General features: G+C 60.2%; 9 protein-coding genes and 4 pseudogenes. 9 read left to right on the forward strand and 4 right to left on the reverse strand.

Annotated elements, in window-relative coordinates:
- The first annotated feature begins 83 nt into the window (after positions 1-83).
- The 3 genes and pseudogenes from ACVIIV_RS15395 to ACVIIV_RS15405 all read left to right on the forward strand — a co-directional run.
- Positions 84-1,073 carry an alpha/beta hydrolase family protein gene (locus ACVIIV_RS15395; protein ID WP_456744937.1) on the forward strand — a complete coding sequence of 330 codons (990 nt, stop codon included), beginning with the start codon at positions 84-86 and terminating at the stop codon, positions 1,071-1,073.
- Between the two features lie 187 nt (positions 1,074-1,260).
- Positions 1,261-2,270 (forward strand): annotated as a pseudogene (locus tag ACVIIV_RS15400) (IS110 family RNA-guided transposase).
- 200 nt (positions 2,271-2,470) lie between these two features.
- A pseudogene (locus tag ACVIIV_RS15405) lies at positions 2,471-3,390 on the forward strand (IS3 family transposase); the annotation flags it as partial.
- A 257-nt stretch (positions 3,391-3,647) separates the two neighbouring features.
- On the opposite strand, the gene ACVIIV_RS15410 reads toward ACVIIV_RS15405, so the two are convergent.
- A complete protein-coding gene (locus ACVIIV_RS15410) occupies positions 3,648-4,454 on the reverse strand; it encodes an IS110 family RNA-guided transposase (protein WP_456744938.1) in 807 nt (268 codons plus the stop codon).
- 294 nt (positions 4,455-4,748) lie between these two features.
- Here ACVIIV_RS15410 and ACVIIV_RS15415 point away from each other — a divergent pair.
- Positions 4,749-5,017 (forward strand): annotated as a pseudogene (locus tag ACVIIV_RS15415) (integrase core domain-containing protein); the annotation flags it as partial.
- Positions 5,018-5,091: 74 nt separating this feature from the next.
- Here ACVIIV_RS15415 and ACVIIV_RS15420 read toward each other — a convergent pair.
- Entirely contained in the window at positions 5,092-5,574 is a 483-nt protein-coding gene (locus ACVIIV_RS15420) for a MarR family winged helix-turn-helix transcriptional regulator (RefSeq protein WP_456744939.1), read from the reverse strand.
- A 453-nt stretch (positions 5,575-6,027) separates the two neighbouring features.
- Here ACVIIV_RS15420 and ACVIIV_RS15425 point away from each other — a divergent pair, with 453 nt between their 5' ends.
- Entirely contained in the window at positions 6,028-7,560 is a 1,533-nt protein-coding gene (locus ACVIIV_RS15425; protein ID WP_456744940.1) for a porin, read from the forward strand.
- Positions 7,561-8,117: 557 nt separating this feature from the next.
- Here the strand turns inward: ACVIIV_RS15425 and ACVIIV_RS15430 are convergent.
- The gene (locus ACVIIV_RS15430; protein ID WP_456744941.1) at positions 8,118-8,459 is read right to left on the reverse strand and encodes a hypothetical protein; all 342 of its coding nucleotides are present in this window, start codon (positions 8,457-8,459) and stop codon (positions 8,118-8,120) included.
- Between the two features lie 224 nt (positions 8,460-8,683).
- A pseudogene (locus ACVIIV_RS15435) lies at positions 8,684-8,883 on the reverse strand (Dabb family protein); the annotation flags it as partial.
- 502 nt (positions 8,884-9,385) lie between these two features.
- Here ACVIIV_RS15435 and ACVIIV_RS15440 point away from each other — a divergent pair.
- The 4 genes from ACVIIV_RS15440 to ACVIIV_RS15455 all read left to right on the forward strand — a co-directional run bounded on the left by ACVIIV_RS15440 (position 9,386) and on the right by ACVIIV_RS15455 (position 14,715).
- Positions 9,386-11,011 carry an ABC transporter substrate-binding protein gene (locus ACVIIV_RS15440; protein ID WP_456744942.1) on the forward strand — a complete coding sequence of 542 codons (1,626 nt, stop codon included), beginning with the start codon at positions 9,386-9,388 and terminating at the stop codon, positions 11,009-11,011.
- A 65-nt stretch (positions 11,012-11,076) separates the two neighbouring features.
- Positions 11,077-12,033 carry an ABC transporter permease gene (locus ACVIIV_RS15445; protein ID WP_456744943.1) on the forward strand — a complete coding sequence of 319 codons (957 nt, stop codon included), beginning with the start codon at positions 11,077-11,079 and terminating at the stop codon, positions 12,031-12,033.
- A complete protein-coding gene (locus tag ACVIIV_RS15450; protein WP_456744944.1) occupies positions 12,030-12,896 on the forward strand; it encodes an ABC transporter permease in 867 nt (288 codons plus the stop codon). The genes ACVIIV_RS15445 and ACVIIV_RS15450 overlap by 4 nt, the downstream gene beginning before the upstream one ends.
- A gap of 1 nt (position 12,897) precedes the next feature.
- Positions 12,898-14,715, forward strand: coding sequence for an ABC transporter ATP-binding protein (locus ACVIIV_RS15455; protein ID WP_456744945.1), 1,818 nt, complete (start codon positions 12,898-12,900; stop codon positions 14,713-14,715).
- Positions 14,716-14,948 lie beyond the last annotated feature (233 nt).

A 14,948-nucleotide genomic window follows, 5' to 3' on the forward strand; every position in this document is an offset into this window, starting at 1 on the left:
TGCATTGGGGGGCAAATCGGATGGAGTTCCATGCTGCGCCTCACGGAAGAGGCGACCTTGCGTCCACACGGCGAGACGCCGCGGTGTTTCTGGACAATCTGAGTGTCAAGAACATTCACGGGTCGATAGGCCGAAAAAACGCGATCGTAAGATGGACAAAGGCCGGGGATGATCACTGTCTTGTTGCTGACCAGAATATTAAGAAGGGAGCCTTTGACGACGCGATCGAGGCCTGGCTTTGCGCACTAACAGCCTTTGAAGTTGCCAGACGGTTGACTGATGAGAACGATGCACAAGGTGGAGAGGGGGCAGCCAGAGTCGAAGCCAGTATTCAGAGATTCACATTGCTTCTAGATCAGAAGGTGGAGCGCATAAAAATTGCGCGCTGCGACAAGACCGAATTTCTAGGCCACTACTTTCCCGCTAGAAGGGATGATTCATGTTGCCCGGCAGTAATTTGCATTAGTCACCAACAAGAGACCGGAGCCATGCTGCTCGGGAGGCTCTTGCCCGTGCTGATTGGGCGGGGCATGTCCGTACTTGCTATCTCTCACGAAGATGTCTCAAGTCGCTCGCGCGGCCAATCGGAAATCTTATTGTCCTGTTGTTTGGACTTCCTGGCAGTTCAAGCCGGCGTCGACCCAACTCGGATTGGCGTTTACGGAGATGGATTGTCGGCTACTCTAGCTACTCATTTCGCCGCGTCTGATCCTCGCGTTGCTGCGGCGGTTTGCGACGGCGGCCTGTGGAGTTGGACGCGAACTTTGGCATCTGTTGCGTGGATGACGACGGCTGCAGATGCAATGGAGGAAGAGGTAGTTTCGATGCGTCGCTCGCAATTGGCGAGACGGTTGCGATGCCCAGTTCTCGTCGTCGCCGGTGGGCGCGGCGTCGTCAGTGTATCGGAAGCAATAAAACTGCAAGTTGATTGCATGGCGGCGGGCATTGATCTGCAACTGGTCATGCCGCGCATGATCCGCATTCTTGAGGAGGAGGTCGAAAATTTCGTAATGTCCGACAACTGCATCTTTGAGTGGTTGGAGCAGAAGCTCGCACGCACGTCTTCATCGTAATTGCTCGTGACCTTGCCCCTCGGGCTTAATCCAGTTTTGAAGTTCGTTCTGGCTCGAGGACCAGAGCATGAAGCGCAGCCGCTTTACGGAAGAGATGGGGTATTCGGTCCCGATCGTCTGACCTATTTGCCGCGCGGCACGTTTTGGCTGACGATCATGGACCAACTCCATCCGAAGGAGAAAAGTCATGATCTACGTCGGCCTCGATGTTTCGCTGAATTCCGTTGCGGTATGTGCGGTGGACGAGACCGGAAAGCTTATCCGGGAGGGAACCACCTTGGCGGACGCGCCATCGATTGTGCAGTACCTCGAACCATGGGCTGGTCAAGTTGAACGGGTGGGCCTTGAGGCAGGACCGACGTCAGAATGGCTGACCGCAAATCTAATCGAACTGGGGCTGCCGGCCGTCAGTTTGGAAGCCCGCCAGGTTAAGGCGGCACTTTCGGCCATGCCGGTGAAGACCGATCGGAATGACGCCCGTGGGATCGCGCAGGTGGTGAGAACGGGATGGTTCAAGCCTGTTCACGTCAAGAGCATCGGCAGCCAAAGGGCGCGGACGCTGGCCGCGGCTCGCAAGCATATCATCCGCTCCATCGCTGCCGCAGAGCAAGTCATCCGCGGACTTCTGCGTCCGCTCGGTCTCAAAGTCGGAGTCGTCTCGCGGACTCTGTTCGCGACGCGAGTTCGTGAGTTGGTTGGCGATGACGCCTTGCTGGAGGCGATCATAAACCCGCTGCTTGCCGGACGCGAAGCGCTGATGCGGGAGTACGGCCGATGGTTCTGAAGGCCGTGCGCAGTGACCCGGCTTGTCGGCTCTTGATGGCAATGCCGAGGATCGGCCCGGTCTCTGCGTTGACCTTCCGCTCCACTGTGGACGATCCTAGGCGATTCCTGCATTCTCAATCCGTCGGCGCCTATCTCGGGTTAACGCCCCGGCGATACCAATCTGGCGAGATTGATCGGGTGGGACGGATCACAAAAATCGGAGATGGAGAGACGCGCACAGCCCTGTTCGAAGCTGCCAACGTTGTTCTCAGGCCATCAACCCGATGGTCTCCGATGAAGGCTTGGGCGGTGCGTGTTGCCCACCGGCAAGGAAGCAAGCGTGCGAAGGTCGCGCTGGCCAGAAAGATGGCTGTCGTCCTTCACCGAATGTGGGTTGATGGAACCGAATTCCGACGGACGGCGGTGGCGTAAGGACGCCATCGCCCATCCCAAGAGACGCCCGTCGCGGGGCGTGGGGATGGTCGAGTTCGTATGATCTGTCGTGGCGTCCGCCCTCCAGGCGGCTGACTACGCCGAAGAGCTTGAACCGACCATTCAACCGAATCCCATCGTGTGGCGGCTTTGCCGACACGAACAGAAGCAAGGTACCCGCGGCACGCGCTCTTAAGGGATTGACAGAAGCAGACCGAATACAGAAGCAGATCATCGGGATTTTGAAGGAGCACGAGGCTGGTGTTCCGGTCGCCGATTTGTGCCGCAAGCATGGCGTGAGCGACGCCAGCATTTACAAGTGGAAGGCCAAGTTCGGTGGAATGGACGTCTTGGAGGCCAAGCGGCTGAAGACGCTGGAGGACGAGAACACGCGGCTCAAGCGGCTGCTGGCGGACGCCATGCTGGACAATGCCGCCCTGAAGGATCTCCTGGGAAAGAAGTGGTGACGCCCGCGGCCAAGCGGAAAGCTGTCGCGCATCTCGTGGGCGTTCACGGGATGAGCGAACGGCGGGCGTGTAAAGCCATCGGCTGTTGCCGCATGACGGTCAGATTACCAGACGAGCCGCGCCGATTATGCCGGACTGCGGCAGCGCATGAGGGCGATCGCCCATGAGCGCCGCCGCTTCGGCTATCGTCGCCTGCACGTCCTGCTCAAGCGAGAGGGCTACCTGGTCAATCACAAGAAGCTGTTCCGGCTGAACCGGGAGGAACGGCTCACGGTGCGCCGCAGAGGTGGCCGCAAGCGGGCCCTCGGCACACGAGCGCCGATGACGGTGCCGCTGCTCGCGAATGATCGCTGGTCGCTCGATTTTGTGTCGGATCAGATGACCGATGGCCGGCGCTTCCGCATCCTGACCGTGGTCGATGACTGCACCCGCGAGTGCCTGGCGCTGGTGGCCGACACCTCACTATCGGGTGCCCGGGTCGCTCCGGAGCTGGATCGGCTGGTTGCCGATCGCGGCAAGCCCGGGTGGTGGTGAGTGACAACGGCAGCGATCTCACCAGCAATGCCATCCTGACATGGGCCGATCAGAGCCGCATCGCCTGGCACTACATCGCACCGGGGAAGCCCATGCAGAACGCCTTCATCGAGAGCTTCATGTATAGACGGCCCCGCGGATGCAAGGGATTTCAGCAGCACTTTGGATACCGGTCGGGTGCGTTCATGTATACTGCCTGTTTGTGCGACCGATGCCATGGCCGCTGGCCCTGATGGAGATCGCGGATCGAGGCCTCATCAACGGGTCGCGCTTGTTGCGCTTAAAGCTCTTCGGGCTTGCTCGATCCCCAGCTCCGCCGATGTCCATCATGCTGTCATTTGCCTTCACACCATAAGGTGGCCAACATGCGCGACATTCAGGTCGCGAGCTTAGGCCGATAGAATTCCCCGGTCGTCATCATCGCCCAGACGATCCGGGCCAACTTGTTGGCAACGGCGATGGCGACGACCATGGGCCGACGCCGTTCAAGCAGGGCTTCGATCCAGCCGCCTCCAACCCGGGAGCGTGCCTTTGGGTACCGAACGACATTGCGTGCTCCGATGACAAGCAAGTGCCTGAGATAGGAATCGCCCTGTTTCGTAATCCGGCCGAGCCGATCCTTCCCGCCGGTGGAATTCTGCTTAGGCGTCAGGCCAAGCCAGGCCGCGAACTCCCGCCCGGAGCAGAACATTGTTGCGTCCGGTACAGTCGCGGCGAGAGCCGTGGCCGTTATGGGACCGATACCGGGAATTGAGGACAGCAACTTCGCCATCGGATTTACTCGCAGGATCTGAGCTAGCTCGCGCCCGATGGCCTCGACCTGCCGGTCCAATTCCTTCAGTTGGTTCACAAGGACGGCTAGTGCGATGCGGGCGTGGGCCGGTAGCGTCAGTTCCTCGTCATCCAACAAGTCCACCAGACCATCCACCCGTTGCCGGCCTTGCCCGACAATGATTCCGAACTCAGCAAAGTGAGCCCGAATCGCGCAGGCTGTCATGGTTCGTTGGCGGACCCCAAGCCTCTTGCACGATGAAGCATCAAGAAGCTCTGATTCTCGACGCTCTTGATTGGGAACGAACCGCATATTGGGAGGGGCGACCGCTTCGCAGATCGCGGCCGCGTCAGCGGCGTCATTCTTGGCTCCTCTTCGCACGTAGGGTTTAACATAGGCTGGCGGGATCAATCTCACATCGTGTCCAAACTGCCGAATCTCCCGCGCCCAGTGGTGAGCAGTTGCGTGGCATCATGCCAACCAAGCAAGGTGCGAGCGAGGAGAAGAACGACACGATCTCGCCTCGCCGGAGACGTTGGCGACCGGCCACTTGGCCTTGGCCATCAACTGCATGGATGTGAAATACGTGCTTCGAAATGTCCAACCCAATTGTCGCGACTTCCATTGGTGAATTGCTCCTGTTAGCGGGTTCGTCCATCGCCAGTATATCGCCGGCGCCGACGGAGCGGGGCCGTCTTCCCCATCAACGGCCGTCTGCGGGATGAATTGCTGGACGAGACCCTGTTCACCTCGCTCGCTCAGGCCCGCGTCGTGCTCCGACGTTGGCAGGCCGACTATAACGACGCTCGGCCGCACTCCCAGCTCGGATGGAAGACACCATCCGAGTTTGCCACCACCTGCAATCCGCGTCGGGATCTGGCGCTGCGCTATGCCGAGAGCTCCGCGCCAGCTCCCGCCGCTACCACCGCCTGATGGGCATATCCAACCGCCCGAACGAACTCAGACCTGGATAAAACTTCGGGGCAAGGTCACTCGGTGAGGATCGGGAAATATAGGTGCTTTCCCAGCATCAATATCGGCATTGTACCTACAACACGCCTATACTCAGCTTTTGGGATGCCAGCCGGCTATTCCTTGCAATCGAGGCTAACCGTTTATTGAGGTATTCGAGCGACGCCTCATCCAGCCCGTCGAACATCGTCACGTTGATGGATTCTTTCTTGACTGCCAATTTCGAAATCTCCTCACGGGCCTTTTGAGTCAACGACATCTGGACGAACCTTGCATCATCAGGTGATGGTTCGCGGGCTAAAAATCCGATTGATTCCAATTTCTTAGTTTGATTGGTAACGAAGGCTGCATGGGTTCGCAGCTTATTTGCAACCGCTATTCCTGAGACACCGCGGCCTTCATCAAGTTCGTCAATGGCCATTAGAATCAGCCACTGTGGTTCGGTTATTTCTAATAGCTCAGCCCAACCCTTGTGAATTTCCTCAAGTTGAGAGTGGATCTCCACGATGTTCCAGATGAAGTCCCTAGCGGCTTTACCGAGTTGATCGTTTTCGCTCATCTCGCTCTTTTCCCATCTTAGGTCTCGCCCACAGGCACTTAGCTGATCATTAGCCGTACCGCGCGTGCACGTCTCGGGGGGAATCGAGGAGCATATCGGTCATGCAAAAAAATAATTGACAAAAATAATCGATTTCAGCTATTGGGTTGTCAGACCCGAGGCTCTTCGGTCGACGGTCGTGTTAGATCTCCAAATGGAACCTCTGGGATGCCCCCTGGAGGTTCTTTTTTTGGCCTGTTTGGCTTAGCTCATGGGGCGTTGCCAAATTGCAACGGATTCCAGCCAAAGCATGGTCCATACAATTAATTAATTGAAGCAATTGATGTGACTAACTATACGTCGGTGGACGGAGAGGGGGCACCTCGAAGTCGTTCCGTCAAACCCGCCCACTGGGGGTGAGGCTCGTCGCGGCGGATCTAGACGGAAACGGTTCTTCAACTTGGAGGTTCATAGATGAAGCTGACAAAGAGTCTCATGCTCGGTTCTGCGGCTTTTTTGGCGGGCGCTGGCGCGCAGGCGGCCGATCTGCCTGTAAAGGCGAAAGCGGTCGAATACGTAAAGATCTGTTCGCTGTATGGCGCCGGCTTCTACTACATCCCCGGTACCGACACTTGTATCAAGTTCGGCGGCTATATGCGGAACGAGTTCGTTTTGGCCACCAACGGCATCTATGATGCTGCCAACAGCGGTCTGGGTGGTGCGCATAACCGCCTCAGCAACTATTACACGAGTAGATCCCGTGGAGATCTGACTTGGGATACCCGTACTGCGACCGAGTACGGCGTGGTTCGAACCTACCTCGACGCCGCGTTTACGTGGACGACGGGTGGTTATACAGGAGCCGGCACAAATGCCGTGAATGGCTCGACGGCCTACAGCGGAAACGCGGTTGGAGCGAGCGGTACCGGTTCGGTCGGTGGTGGCGCTCTCGGTCTTTATTTCGCCTTCATCCAATTCGCTGGCTTCACGTTCGGTAAAGCTGCCTCGCAGTTCTCCACGCCTTGGACGAACTATCCGGGCAACACTTTCGATGGTCTGCCGGGCGGTGGCGGTTACGACTCTGTGAACCAGATCACTTATACCGCCGACTTCGGTCAGGGCATCACGGCATCGTTCTCAGCTCAAGATCCGGTCAACCTTACAGCCAATATCTGGAACGTGAGCGGCGCGACCGCCGCAGGTCTCGCGACTGGCGCATACGGTGTCAACGACTTCGGTGGCTCGCGAGTTCCAGACCTCGTCGGCATGCTTCGTGTTGACCAGGCTTGGGGCCTCTTCCAGGCATCGATTGCCGCGCATAACAACCATACTGGCTACTATGGCGTCGATGAAACGACCGGACATGCGGCTGACAAGTTGGGTTGGGCTGGCCAGCTCGGATTGTCGATCAAGAACATCCCGACGGGCGCGGGTGACACGATTAACGTCCAAGGCGTGTACACGAAGGGTGCAACCCGTTACAATTTCCAGAACTACACGTCGACCACCTACGCGATGTACGGTGGCGCGAGCGTAGTGGGTGCTTACCAGAGCCTCGGCCTGGGCGGTATATCTGACTCCGTGTTCGTGGCAGGTGCCGGCCAGGAGCTGACCACGACCTATGGCTTCAATGGTGCCTACACCCACAACTGGGATCCCCGCTGGGCCACCAGTCTCTATGGCGCGTGGGCTGCTGTCCGGTATAATAGCACAGCCAAGGGCTACATCTGCGGCGCGTTCGTCGCCACTCTTGCGCTATCGAGCGGCGCCGTCGGCTGCAACCCCGACCTCAACTACGCGGTTGTTGGCGTCGCCACGTTCTGGACCCCTGTAAAGAACCTGAGCTTCACGGCCGACCTCGCTTACACAATGCTCGACCAAAAGTATGCGAGCGGGAGCACAGTGACGCTGCCGGTGCAGGCAGGAATTGCGAAGCCGGCAGGCTTGTACGAGCTGAAGGACCAGGGCAGCCTAACGCTTCGCCTCCGCGCACAGCGCGTCTGGTGAACACCCTTCTAGGTTAGACCAGCAAAGGCCTCCGGCACCCGCCGGAGGCCTTCTTTACTTCGACCCGGTGGGGGGCGCTGGTCATTGAGACGCTCGGAGCGCACTAAGATCCGCGTTGAAACCTTTCAGTCCGATATGTTGGTTTGTTGGCGCTTAGGCGCTTCGAAGGTCGATGCCATTTTGCGTAATCCAAAGACGCGATTTCCGTGCGACGTGATGCATTTTCGGTCCTATCCAACGCAAAGCAACTTAAAACTTTACCGACGCCGCCCTACGGGATGCGGCGCAGTCCGCGTTTCTCTGAAAGTCTGTGCGAGCCGCACGAATCCTAAGCAGCGCGTGCCCTTGCTGAGTGAGTATCGATTCCTCACGGCTGAAGTTGGAATGCCACGCGCCCACTGCGCCCTGACAGTGATTCCGTAGCGACTTGGGGCCAGTAAGAAGGGCTGCCAACTCGTCGGCTCGAAGTCGTGCTCGCTCACTACGACGTGGCGGACCCTGCTCCGGCCAACCAGTAGAAATGATCCGGCTCCTGCGGTCACGGTGGTCGAAGCTGACTACCGCGTCATAGAAATGCAGGATGGACTGCGGCAAGGGCTGACCAACACAACAGGCCGCGGCAACTGCTCCACTGTCCTGTTCATATCGTAAGCGAGAAAGCCAGCCGCGCCTGCCTGGAACGGCGGGAGATCTGGACGACGTTCTTGTGGATAGTTGGCGAGCAGGGTGCGAAGAGCCTCCCAAGGATCGCCATCGAGGGCCTTTCCGTTGTAGCTCGGCTGCCCATCCGAGACTATGTAGGTACCGAACGGATCACAGGTCAGATATGAATATCGCCCAAGCAGCTCATGTCTTGCTGCGCTGTCCAGAACGTAAGCTGTGATCGATGCGCAAGGCAAGGCATCGCTTTGACGGGCTCAATCCACTGCAGCTCGCGAATGTACATCGAGCTATCAGTCATCAATGACCGGGATAGTACGAGACACGTTCCGGTTTGGTCTTTTCCGACGATAACGATTCCAGTCGGGTACCCGTAAGCTTTGAGATGTCAAGTCAACAGCACCAATGAGCAGGAGGGTCAATTGATTCGCGTATTTTGCCGACAAGACGGGCTGCGCACCGGTCAGTACTCGTAGTCGGCGGCAAAACCGCAGCTCACGAGTGGGCGTACTCGCCTGATCGATTCCTGGTATAGTCCATGCGCTTTGTAAGCTGCGAGTTCCGTCTCGCCCTTGAACTCACCGTAAACGATTACGTCGATGTCGTTGCCGAATAAGTCTTGCGGTTACGAGCAACCTCGAGCCGGTGACGGATCATGGACAGCCGGATCTGATTTCGGGAGCAGGTCAATTAACTATCTTGGCATGAAGCGCAGGGCAACGGCTGCAACTGCTTGCCAGTGGATTCGCTCCATATCGCGCCTCTGTTCTGCCCGTGCTCTCGTGAGTTGCCGATCGGTGCCCGATCCGCGCGGCGGTTCGACGCGCGCCTCCGGGTCTGAACCTGGCCTCGGTAGTCGGAGCTGATTGCCCTACTCGCAGCGTGAGAACATGCTAGCACCGTCAGCACCGCGATCGGGGCGCTGCGCTCCTTTATTCCATCCGAGGCATTCGACTATCCTGCGGGGGAGGGAGCGTCGAAACTAAAGGTTTTGCCGACTTGGCGCATTATTTCGGCGCTCTGCCGTGCTCCATTGATGAAATCCAGCTCTCCGGGCTGATAATGAAGAGCCTTCTGTCGACCCTAGGTCGCGGAGTCAAAAATAGGCCGCAACCCAGAACGCGGCGGGCTGAACGAGCCTGCCTTCGGCCAGGAGGAGTGATCGATGTCGGATTCACAAGAACTGAAGAAAGAGGGAATGGTCCCGGCCGATGTGCTGGGCGTTCGCGAGGCGTTTCGGCACGGAGCGTCCCGGCGAGACGTGATGAACCTCCTCGTTGCGGCCGGTATGTCGGTCGCCGCCGCTGGCACGTTCGCGATGTTCGCAGAGACGGCGCACGCGGAAATCCCGCGCCGTGGAGGTAGGATCAAGGTCGGGACCAATGGGAGTTCGGCCACCGAGACGCTGGACCCGGCCAAGGCGTTAACCCAGACCGACTTTTCGCGCGGATTCATGTTCTACAACGGGCTCACCACGCTCGATGAGAGCCTGACCCCGCAACTCGACCTCGCCGAGGAGATCGCACCCAGCGAACGAGCCACCGTGTGGAATATCAAGCTGCGTCGCGATGTGCGCTTCCACGATGGGACCCCGCTGACCTCCGCCGACGTGGTCTATTCTTTGCAACGCCACAAGGATCCAGCAGTGGGCTCCGCCATGCGCACCCTCGTCGCGCCTATGGAGGAGATCGCGGCGACCGGGCCGAACGAGGTGCGTATCCGCCTGAGCGGTCCGAACGCCGACTTGCCGACCATCTTCGGCAACTGGCAATGCGTGATCGTCAAGGATGGTGCCACTGATTTCCGCAGGGCGAATGGCACCGGCCCGTACAAGTGCCAGGAATTTCAGCCAGGCGTCCGCTCGCTCGCGGTGCGGAACGCCGAGTACTTCAAGCCCGGCAAACCCTATCTCGACGAGATCGAGCTGTTCGGCCTTACGGACGACCAGGCGCGTGTTAACGCGCTGCTCGCGGGAGACATGCAGTTCATCGGCACAATAAGCCCGCGCCTGGTGCCGCGCATCATCTCAGCCTCGAACCTTGCACTCTTCGAGACCAAGGGCGGCGCATACCACGATCTCGTCCTCCGCCTTGATGGGGCGCCCGGATCAAATCCTGACTTCGTGCTGGCGTTGAAGCACATGTTCAACCGCGAGCAAATCCGCCGGACGGTCTACCGGGGCTACGCGGTGATCGCCAACGACCAGCCGATCGACCCGACCAACCGCTTCTACGACGCTAGGCTGCCGCAGCGCGCCTTCGACCTCGACAAGGCGCGTTTCCATCTGCAGCGCTCTGGCCTTGCCAACCAAGCCTTCCCAATGGTCGTGTCACCCGCGGCGCCAAACTCAGAGGAGCTGGGGCAGGTCTTGCAGCAGGTTGGCCAGCAGATTGGACTTAACTTACAATTGCAGCGCGTGCCGGCCGACGGGTATTGGTCGAACCACTGGGCGAAGCACCCGATCTTCTTCAGTAGCATCCCGCCGAAAGCGAGCGTGGATCTTACATTCACCCAGTTCTTCTATTCGCAAGGGCCGTTTAACGAAAGCGCTTGGCGCAACGAGCGCTTCGACACCCTTCTGCTCGAGGCTCGTGCGGAGACCGACAACGAGAGGCGTCGCGAGAGGTATAGCGAGATGCAGCGTCTCGTGCACGAAGGCTCCGGGGTTTGCATTCCGGTGTTTGCGAGCTATCTCGACGCCCATGTCAGCAACCTGAAGGGTCTGCGGCCAATCCCGACCGGAGGCATGATGGGATATAATTTCGCCGAAAATATTTGGCTCGACCAATGACCGTCCTTACGGCATCTTTTGAGCGGGCGCCGAGCAAGTCGGAGCGCGGCACCGGGACGGCAAATATGAAGACAACATTGGTTGGCCTCCTGGCAAGCAGGATCGCGATCGCGATCCTGACGCTCGGTTTCGTCTCCGTTGCGGTGTTCGTCGGTACGGAGATCCTGCCAGGCGACGTCGCGGAGGCGGTGCTCGGCCAAAATGCAACACCCGAAGCTGTGGCGGGCCTGCGCTACGCCCTACACCTCGATCAGCCCGCCTATATCCGCTACTTTTCGTGGCTTGGCGGGCTGCTCTCGGGCGACCCCGGCCGATCGCTGGTCAACAACCTGCCGGTGGCCGGGCTGATCGCGAGCCGTCTGCCGAACTCGCTGATGCTCGCCGGAGTGACGGCGGCTGTGTCCGTGCCGATCGCGCTCGCCCTCGGCTTCACCTCGGCAATCTGTCGCGGCAGCCTCTTGGACCGTGTCGCGAACTTGCTCACAATGTCGGTCGTTGCGGTACCGGAATTCCTAGTAGCAACACTGTGCGTAATCGTCTTCGCCGTGCACCTGCGCTGGTTTCCGGCGTTGTCCTATGTGGACGGGATCGTGACCTTCGGCCAGTTCTTCCGCCTGTTTGCGCTACCGGTGTTCACGCTGAGCTGCGCGATGATTGCGCAGATGATGCGCCTGACGCGCGCGGCCGTTGTCGACACCCTGCGCTCGCCCTATATCGAGATGGCGGTGCTCAAGGGGGCGCGGCCGATGCGGGTCGTGCTGACGCACGCTCTCCCGAACACGATTGGTCCCATTGCTAATGCTGTCGCGCTTAGCCTTTCATATCTTCTCGGCGGCACCATCATCGTCGAGATAATCTTTAATTATCCGGGTCTCGCGCGCCTCCTCATCGATGCCGTCTCGACTCGGGACATGCCGCTCGTCCAGGCCTGCGTGATGATATTTTGCTCGGCCTATCTCTTCCTGGTGATGCTCGCCGATATCGCCGGTATCCTGTCCAACCCGAGGCTTCGTTATCGATGAGCGCTAATCAAACCATCATAGCCGTCGAATCGCCAGCCCAGCAGCGACGCCGTCCCCGCCTGCCACTCGCCGGCATCATTGGCGGTAGCATCGTCGCCTTCTGGGTGGTAATAGCTGTCATCGGACCTTACGTCGCGCCTCATGACGTCGGCGCGTTGGTCGACGACGACGTGTTCGGTCACATGCGCTGGGCCGTTCCGCTCGGCAGCGACTTTCTCGGGCGGGACGTGATGAGCCGCATCCTGGTTGGCGCGCGCTACACGGTCGGTGTCGCCGCGGCGGCGACCTTTCTCGCCGTCCTGATAGGCGGCACGCTCGGCATGCTGGCCGCAGTTTCGCGCGGGGCGGTCGATATGGCGCTCAGCCGCTTCTTCGATGCGCTCATTTCGATCCCGAGCAAGATGGCAGCCCTCGTGATCATCGCGGCACTCGGCTCCTCGATCCCGGTACTAATCGGGACAGCCGCCATGATCTATACGCCCGGCGCCTTTCGCATCTGGCGCGCGCTCGCCATCAACGTGAGCACGCTCGATTTCGTCGAGGTGGCGCGCGCCCGCGGAGAGGGGACGGGCTACCTCATCCGCCAGGAGATACTGCCGAACATCGCCGGTCCGGTACTGACCGATTTTGGCCTGAGGTTCGTGTTCGCGGTGCTCATTCTGTCCAGTCTTTCCTTCCTCGGTCTCGGCGTGCAACCGCCGGATGCCGACTGGGGCTCGCTCGTACGCGAGAACATCACCGGACTGGCCGATGGTGCGCTCTCGGTGGTCATGCCGGCGGTTGCCATTGCGACCTTGACGATCGGCGTCAATCTGCTGATCGATAATTTGCCGGGCCGCTGGTCCTCGAGCGGTGAGCACTGAGATGGCCCCGCTGGTAAAAGTCGAGAACCTGCGCGTAACAGCGCGCGACAACTGCGGGCGCAATCTCGCTATCGTCAAGGATGTCAGCTTCACGGTCGAGCCGGGCGAGGTCGTCGCCCTCATCGGCGAATCCGGCTCAGGCAAGACCACCATCGCACTCTCGCTGATGGGCTATACCCGCGCGGGCTCGCTCATCGTTGGCGGGAACATCACTTTCGACGGGCGCGAAGTGCTTGCCATGAGCCAGCGCGAGCTGGCGTCCCTGCGCGGCCGCGACATCGCCTATGTGCCACAGAGCGCGGCGGCCTCCTTCAATCCGGCGCGCCCGCTCCTCAAGCAGGTGATCGAGAGCTCGCAGATCCACCGCGTGATGCCGGTGGCCGCTGCCGAGGCGAAGGCGGTCGCGTTGTTCCGCGAGCTTGTCCTGCCCAATCCGGAGAAGGTCGGCGAGCGCTATCCGCATCAGGTCTCCGGCGGGCAGCAACAGCGCCTGCTCGCCGCCATGGCGCTCGTCACCGAGCCGAAGCTCATCATATTCGACGAGCCGACCACGGCGCTCGACGTGACGACGCAGATCGAGGTGCTGCGCGTCTTCAAGAAGGCGATCAAGGAGCGCGGCACGACCGCGGTCTACGTCTCTCACGACCTCGCAGTGGTTGCGCAAATGGCCGATCGCATTATCGTGCTGCGCGAGGGCACTATCCGCGAGGTCGATGCGACGGGGCTCATCCTCTCGTCTCCCAAGAACGATTACACCAAGAGCCTCCTCGCCGCTGCCGAACCTCAGGTGCGGGCCGCGGTAACCGTCACGCAGCAGGCGGCTCCGCTGGTCCTCAAGGTGAGGAGCGTCATCGCCGGCTATGGAACAGCCGACAGGGATGGCATCCCCGCGGCGCCGGTGCTGCGGGACGTCAGCCTCGCGATCAAAGCTGGCAGCACGCTCGGCGTCATCGGCGAATCCGGCTGCGGCAAGAGTACGCTCGCCCGTGTCATTGCCGGCCTTTTGCCGGCCGCGCGGGGCGAGGTGGAGCTGCTTGGCATGCAGCTGCCGCGCAGCGCAGCCGAGCGCACGCGCGAGCAGCTGCGGCGCATCCAGATCGTCTTCCAGATGGCGGATAGCGCGCTCAACCCGGCGCGCCCGATCGGCCGTATCCTCGGCCGCCCGCTCGAGTTCTATCATGGCCTTTTTGGCGACAAGCGACGGCGGCGGGTCGCTGAACTCCTCGATATGGTGCGCCTACCTGCGACCATAGCCGAGCGCTACCCGAGCGAGATATCGGGCGGTCAGAAGCAGCGCGTCAATCTCGCAAGGGCGCTCGCCGCCGAGCCCTCGCTGATCCTGTGCGACGAGGTGACGTCCGCGCTCGACACGGTGGTCGGCGCCGCGATCCTCGATCTTCTTGCTGAGCTGCAGCGTGAACTCGGCGTCGCTTACCTGTTCATCAGCCATGACCTGTCCACGGTCAAAGCCGTGTGCGACGAGGTGATGATCCTCTACGCCGGTCAGATGATGGAGTATGGTAGTCGCGGATCGCTGCACCAGCGGCCGCTCCATCCCTATTCCGATCTCCTCATTTCGTCCGTGCCCGAGCTGCGGCAAGGGTGGCTTGACCGCATTGGAGACAAATATCTCAAGGAAGCCGCCGCCGGCGTTGCGCGTTCCGCGCGAGGAGAGACCTGCAGCTTCTTCGAGCGCTGCTCGGTGCGCATTCCCGGTCGCTGCGACGTCGAGCCGACCCCCCTGCGCCACCTATCGAAGGGTGCTGACATTCGCTGCCAGCGCACGGAAGAGGAACTCGTCAATCTGACTGCGCGGTAAGCGCGCCGTCGCTGCACCAATGTTGAGTTCAGGAACGCCGCAGCAAGGGTTCCTACGGATTATTGACCCAGCGGAATTCGAATGGGAGCCCGCCGGGCACACAGGGCCAACCAGCGGCTCAGCAGCTTGAGCCGGGCAATATTTGGCCGTTCCCGGCGAGCTACTCGCCCGTTGCGGCGGGGTTGCCTAGTTGCCGTGGCGTACCCCGCCTACGCTAGTTTAGATGCGCTGGT

Source organism: Bradyrhizobium sp. USDA 4354 (assembly GCF_054060315.1).

Coding starts and splice junctions, on each gene's coding strand:
- ACVIIV_RS15420 (WP_456744939.1), bottom strand. CDS start 5,574: ATGAGCGAAAACGATCAACTCGGTAAAGCCGCTAGGGACTTCATCTGG.
- ACVIIV_RS15425 (WP_456744940.1), top strand. CDS start 6,028: ATGAAGCTGACAAAGAGTCTCATGCTCGGTTCTGCGGCTTTTTTGGCG.
- ACVIIV_RS15440 (WP_456744942.1), top strand. CDS start 9,386: ATGTCGGATTCACAAGAACTGAAGAAAGAGGGAATGGTCCCGGCCGAT.
- ACVIIV_RS15445 (WP_456744943.1), top strand. CDS start 11,077: ATGAAGACAACATTGGTTGGCCTCCTGGCAAGCAGGATCGCGATCGCG.
- ACVIIV_RS15450 (WP_456744944.1), top strand. CDS start 12,030: ATGAGCGCTAATCAAACCATCATAGCCGTCGAATCGCCAGCCCAGCAG.
- ACVIIV_RS15455 (WP_456744945.1), top strand. CDS start 12,898: ATGGCCCCGCTGGTAAAAGTCGAGAACCTGCGCGTAACAGCGCGCGAC.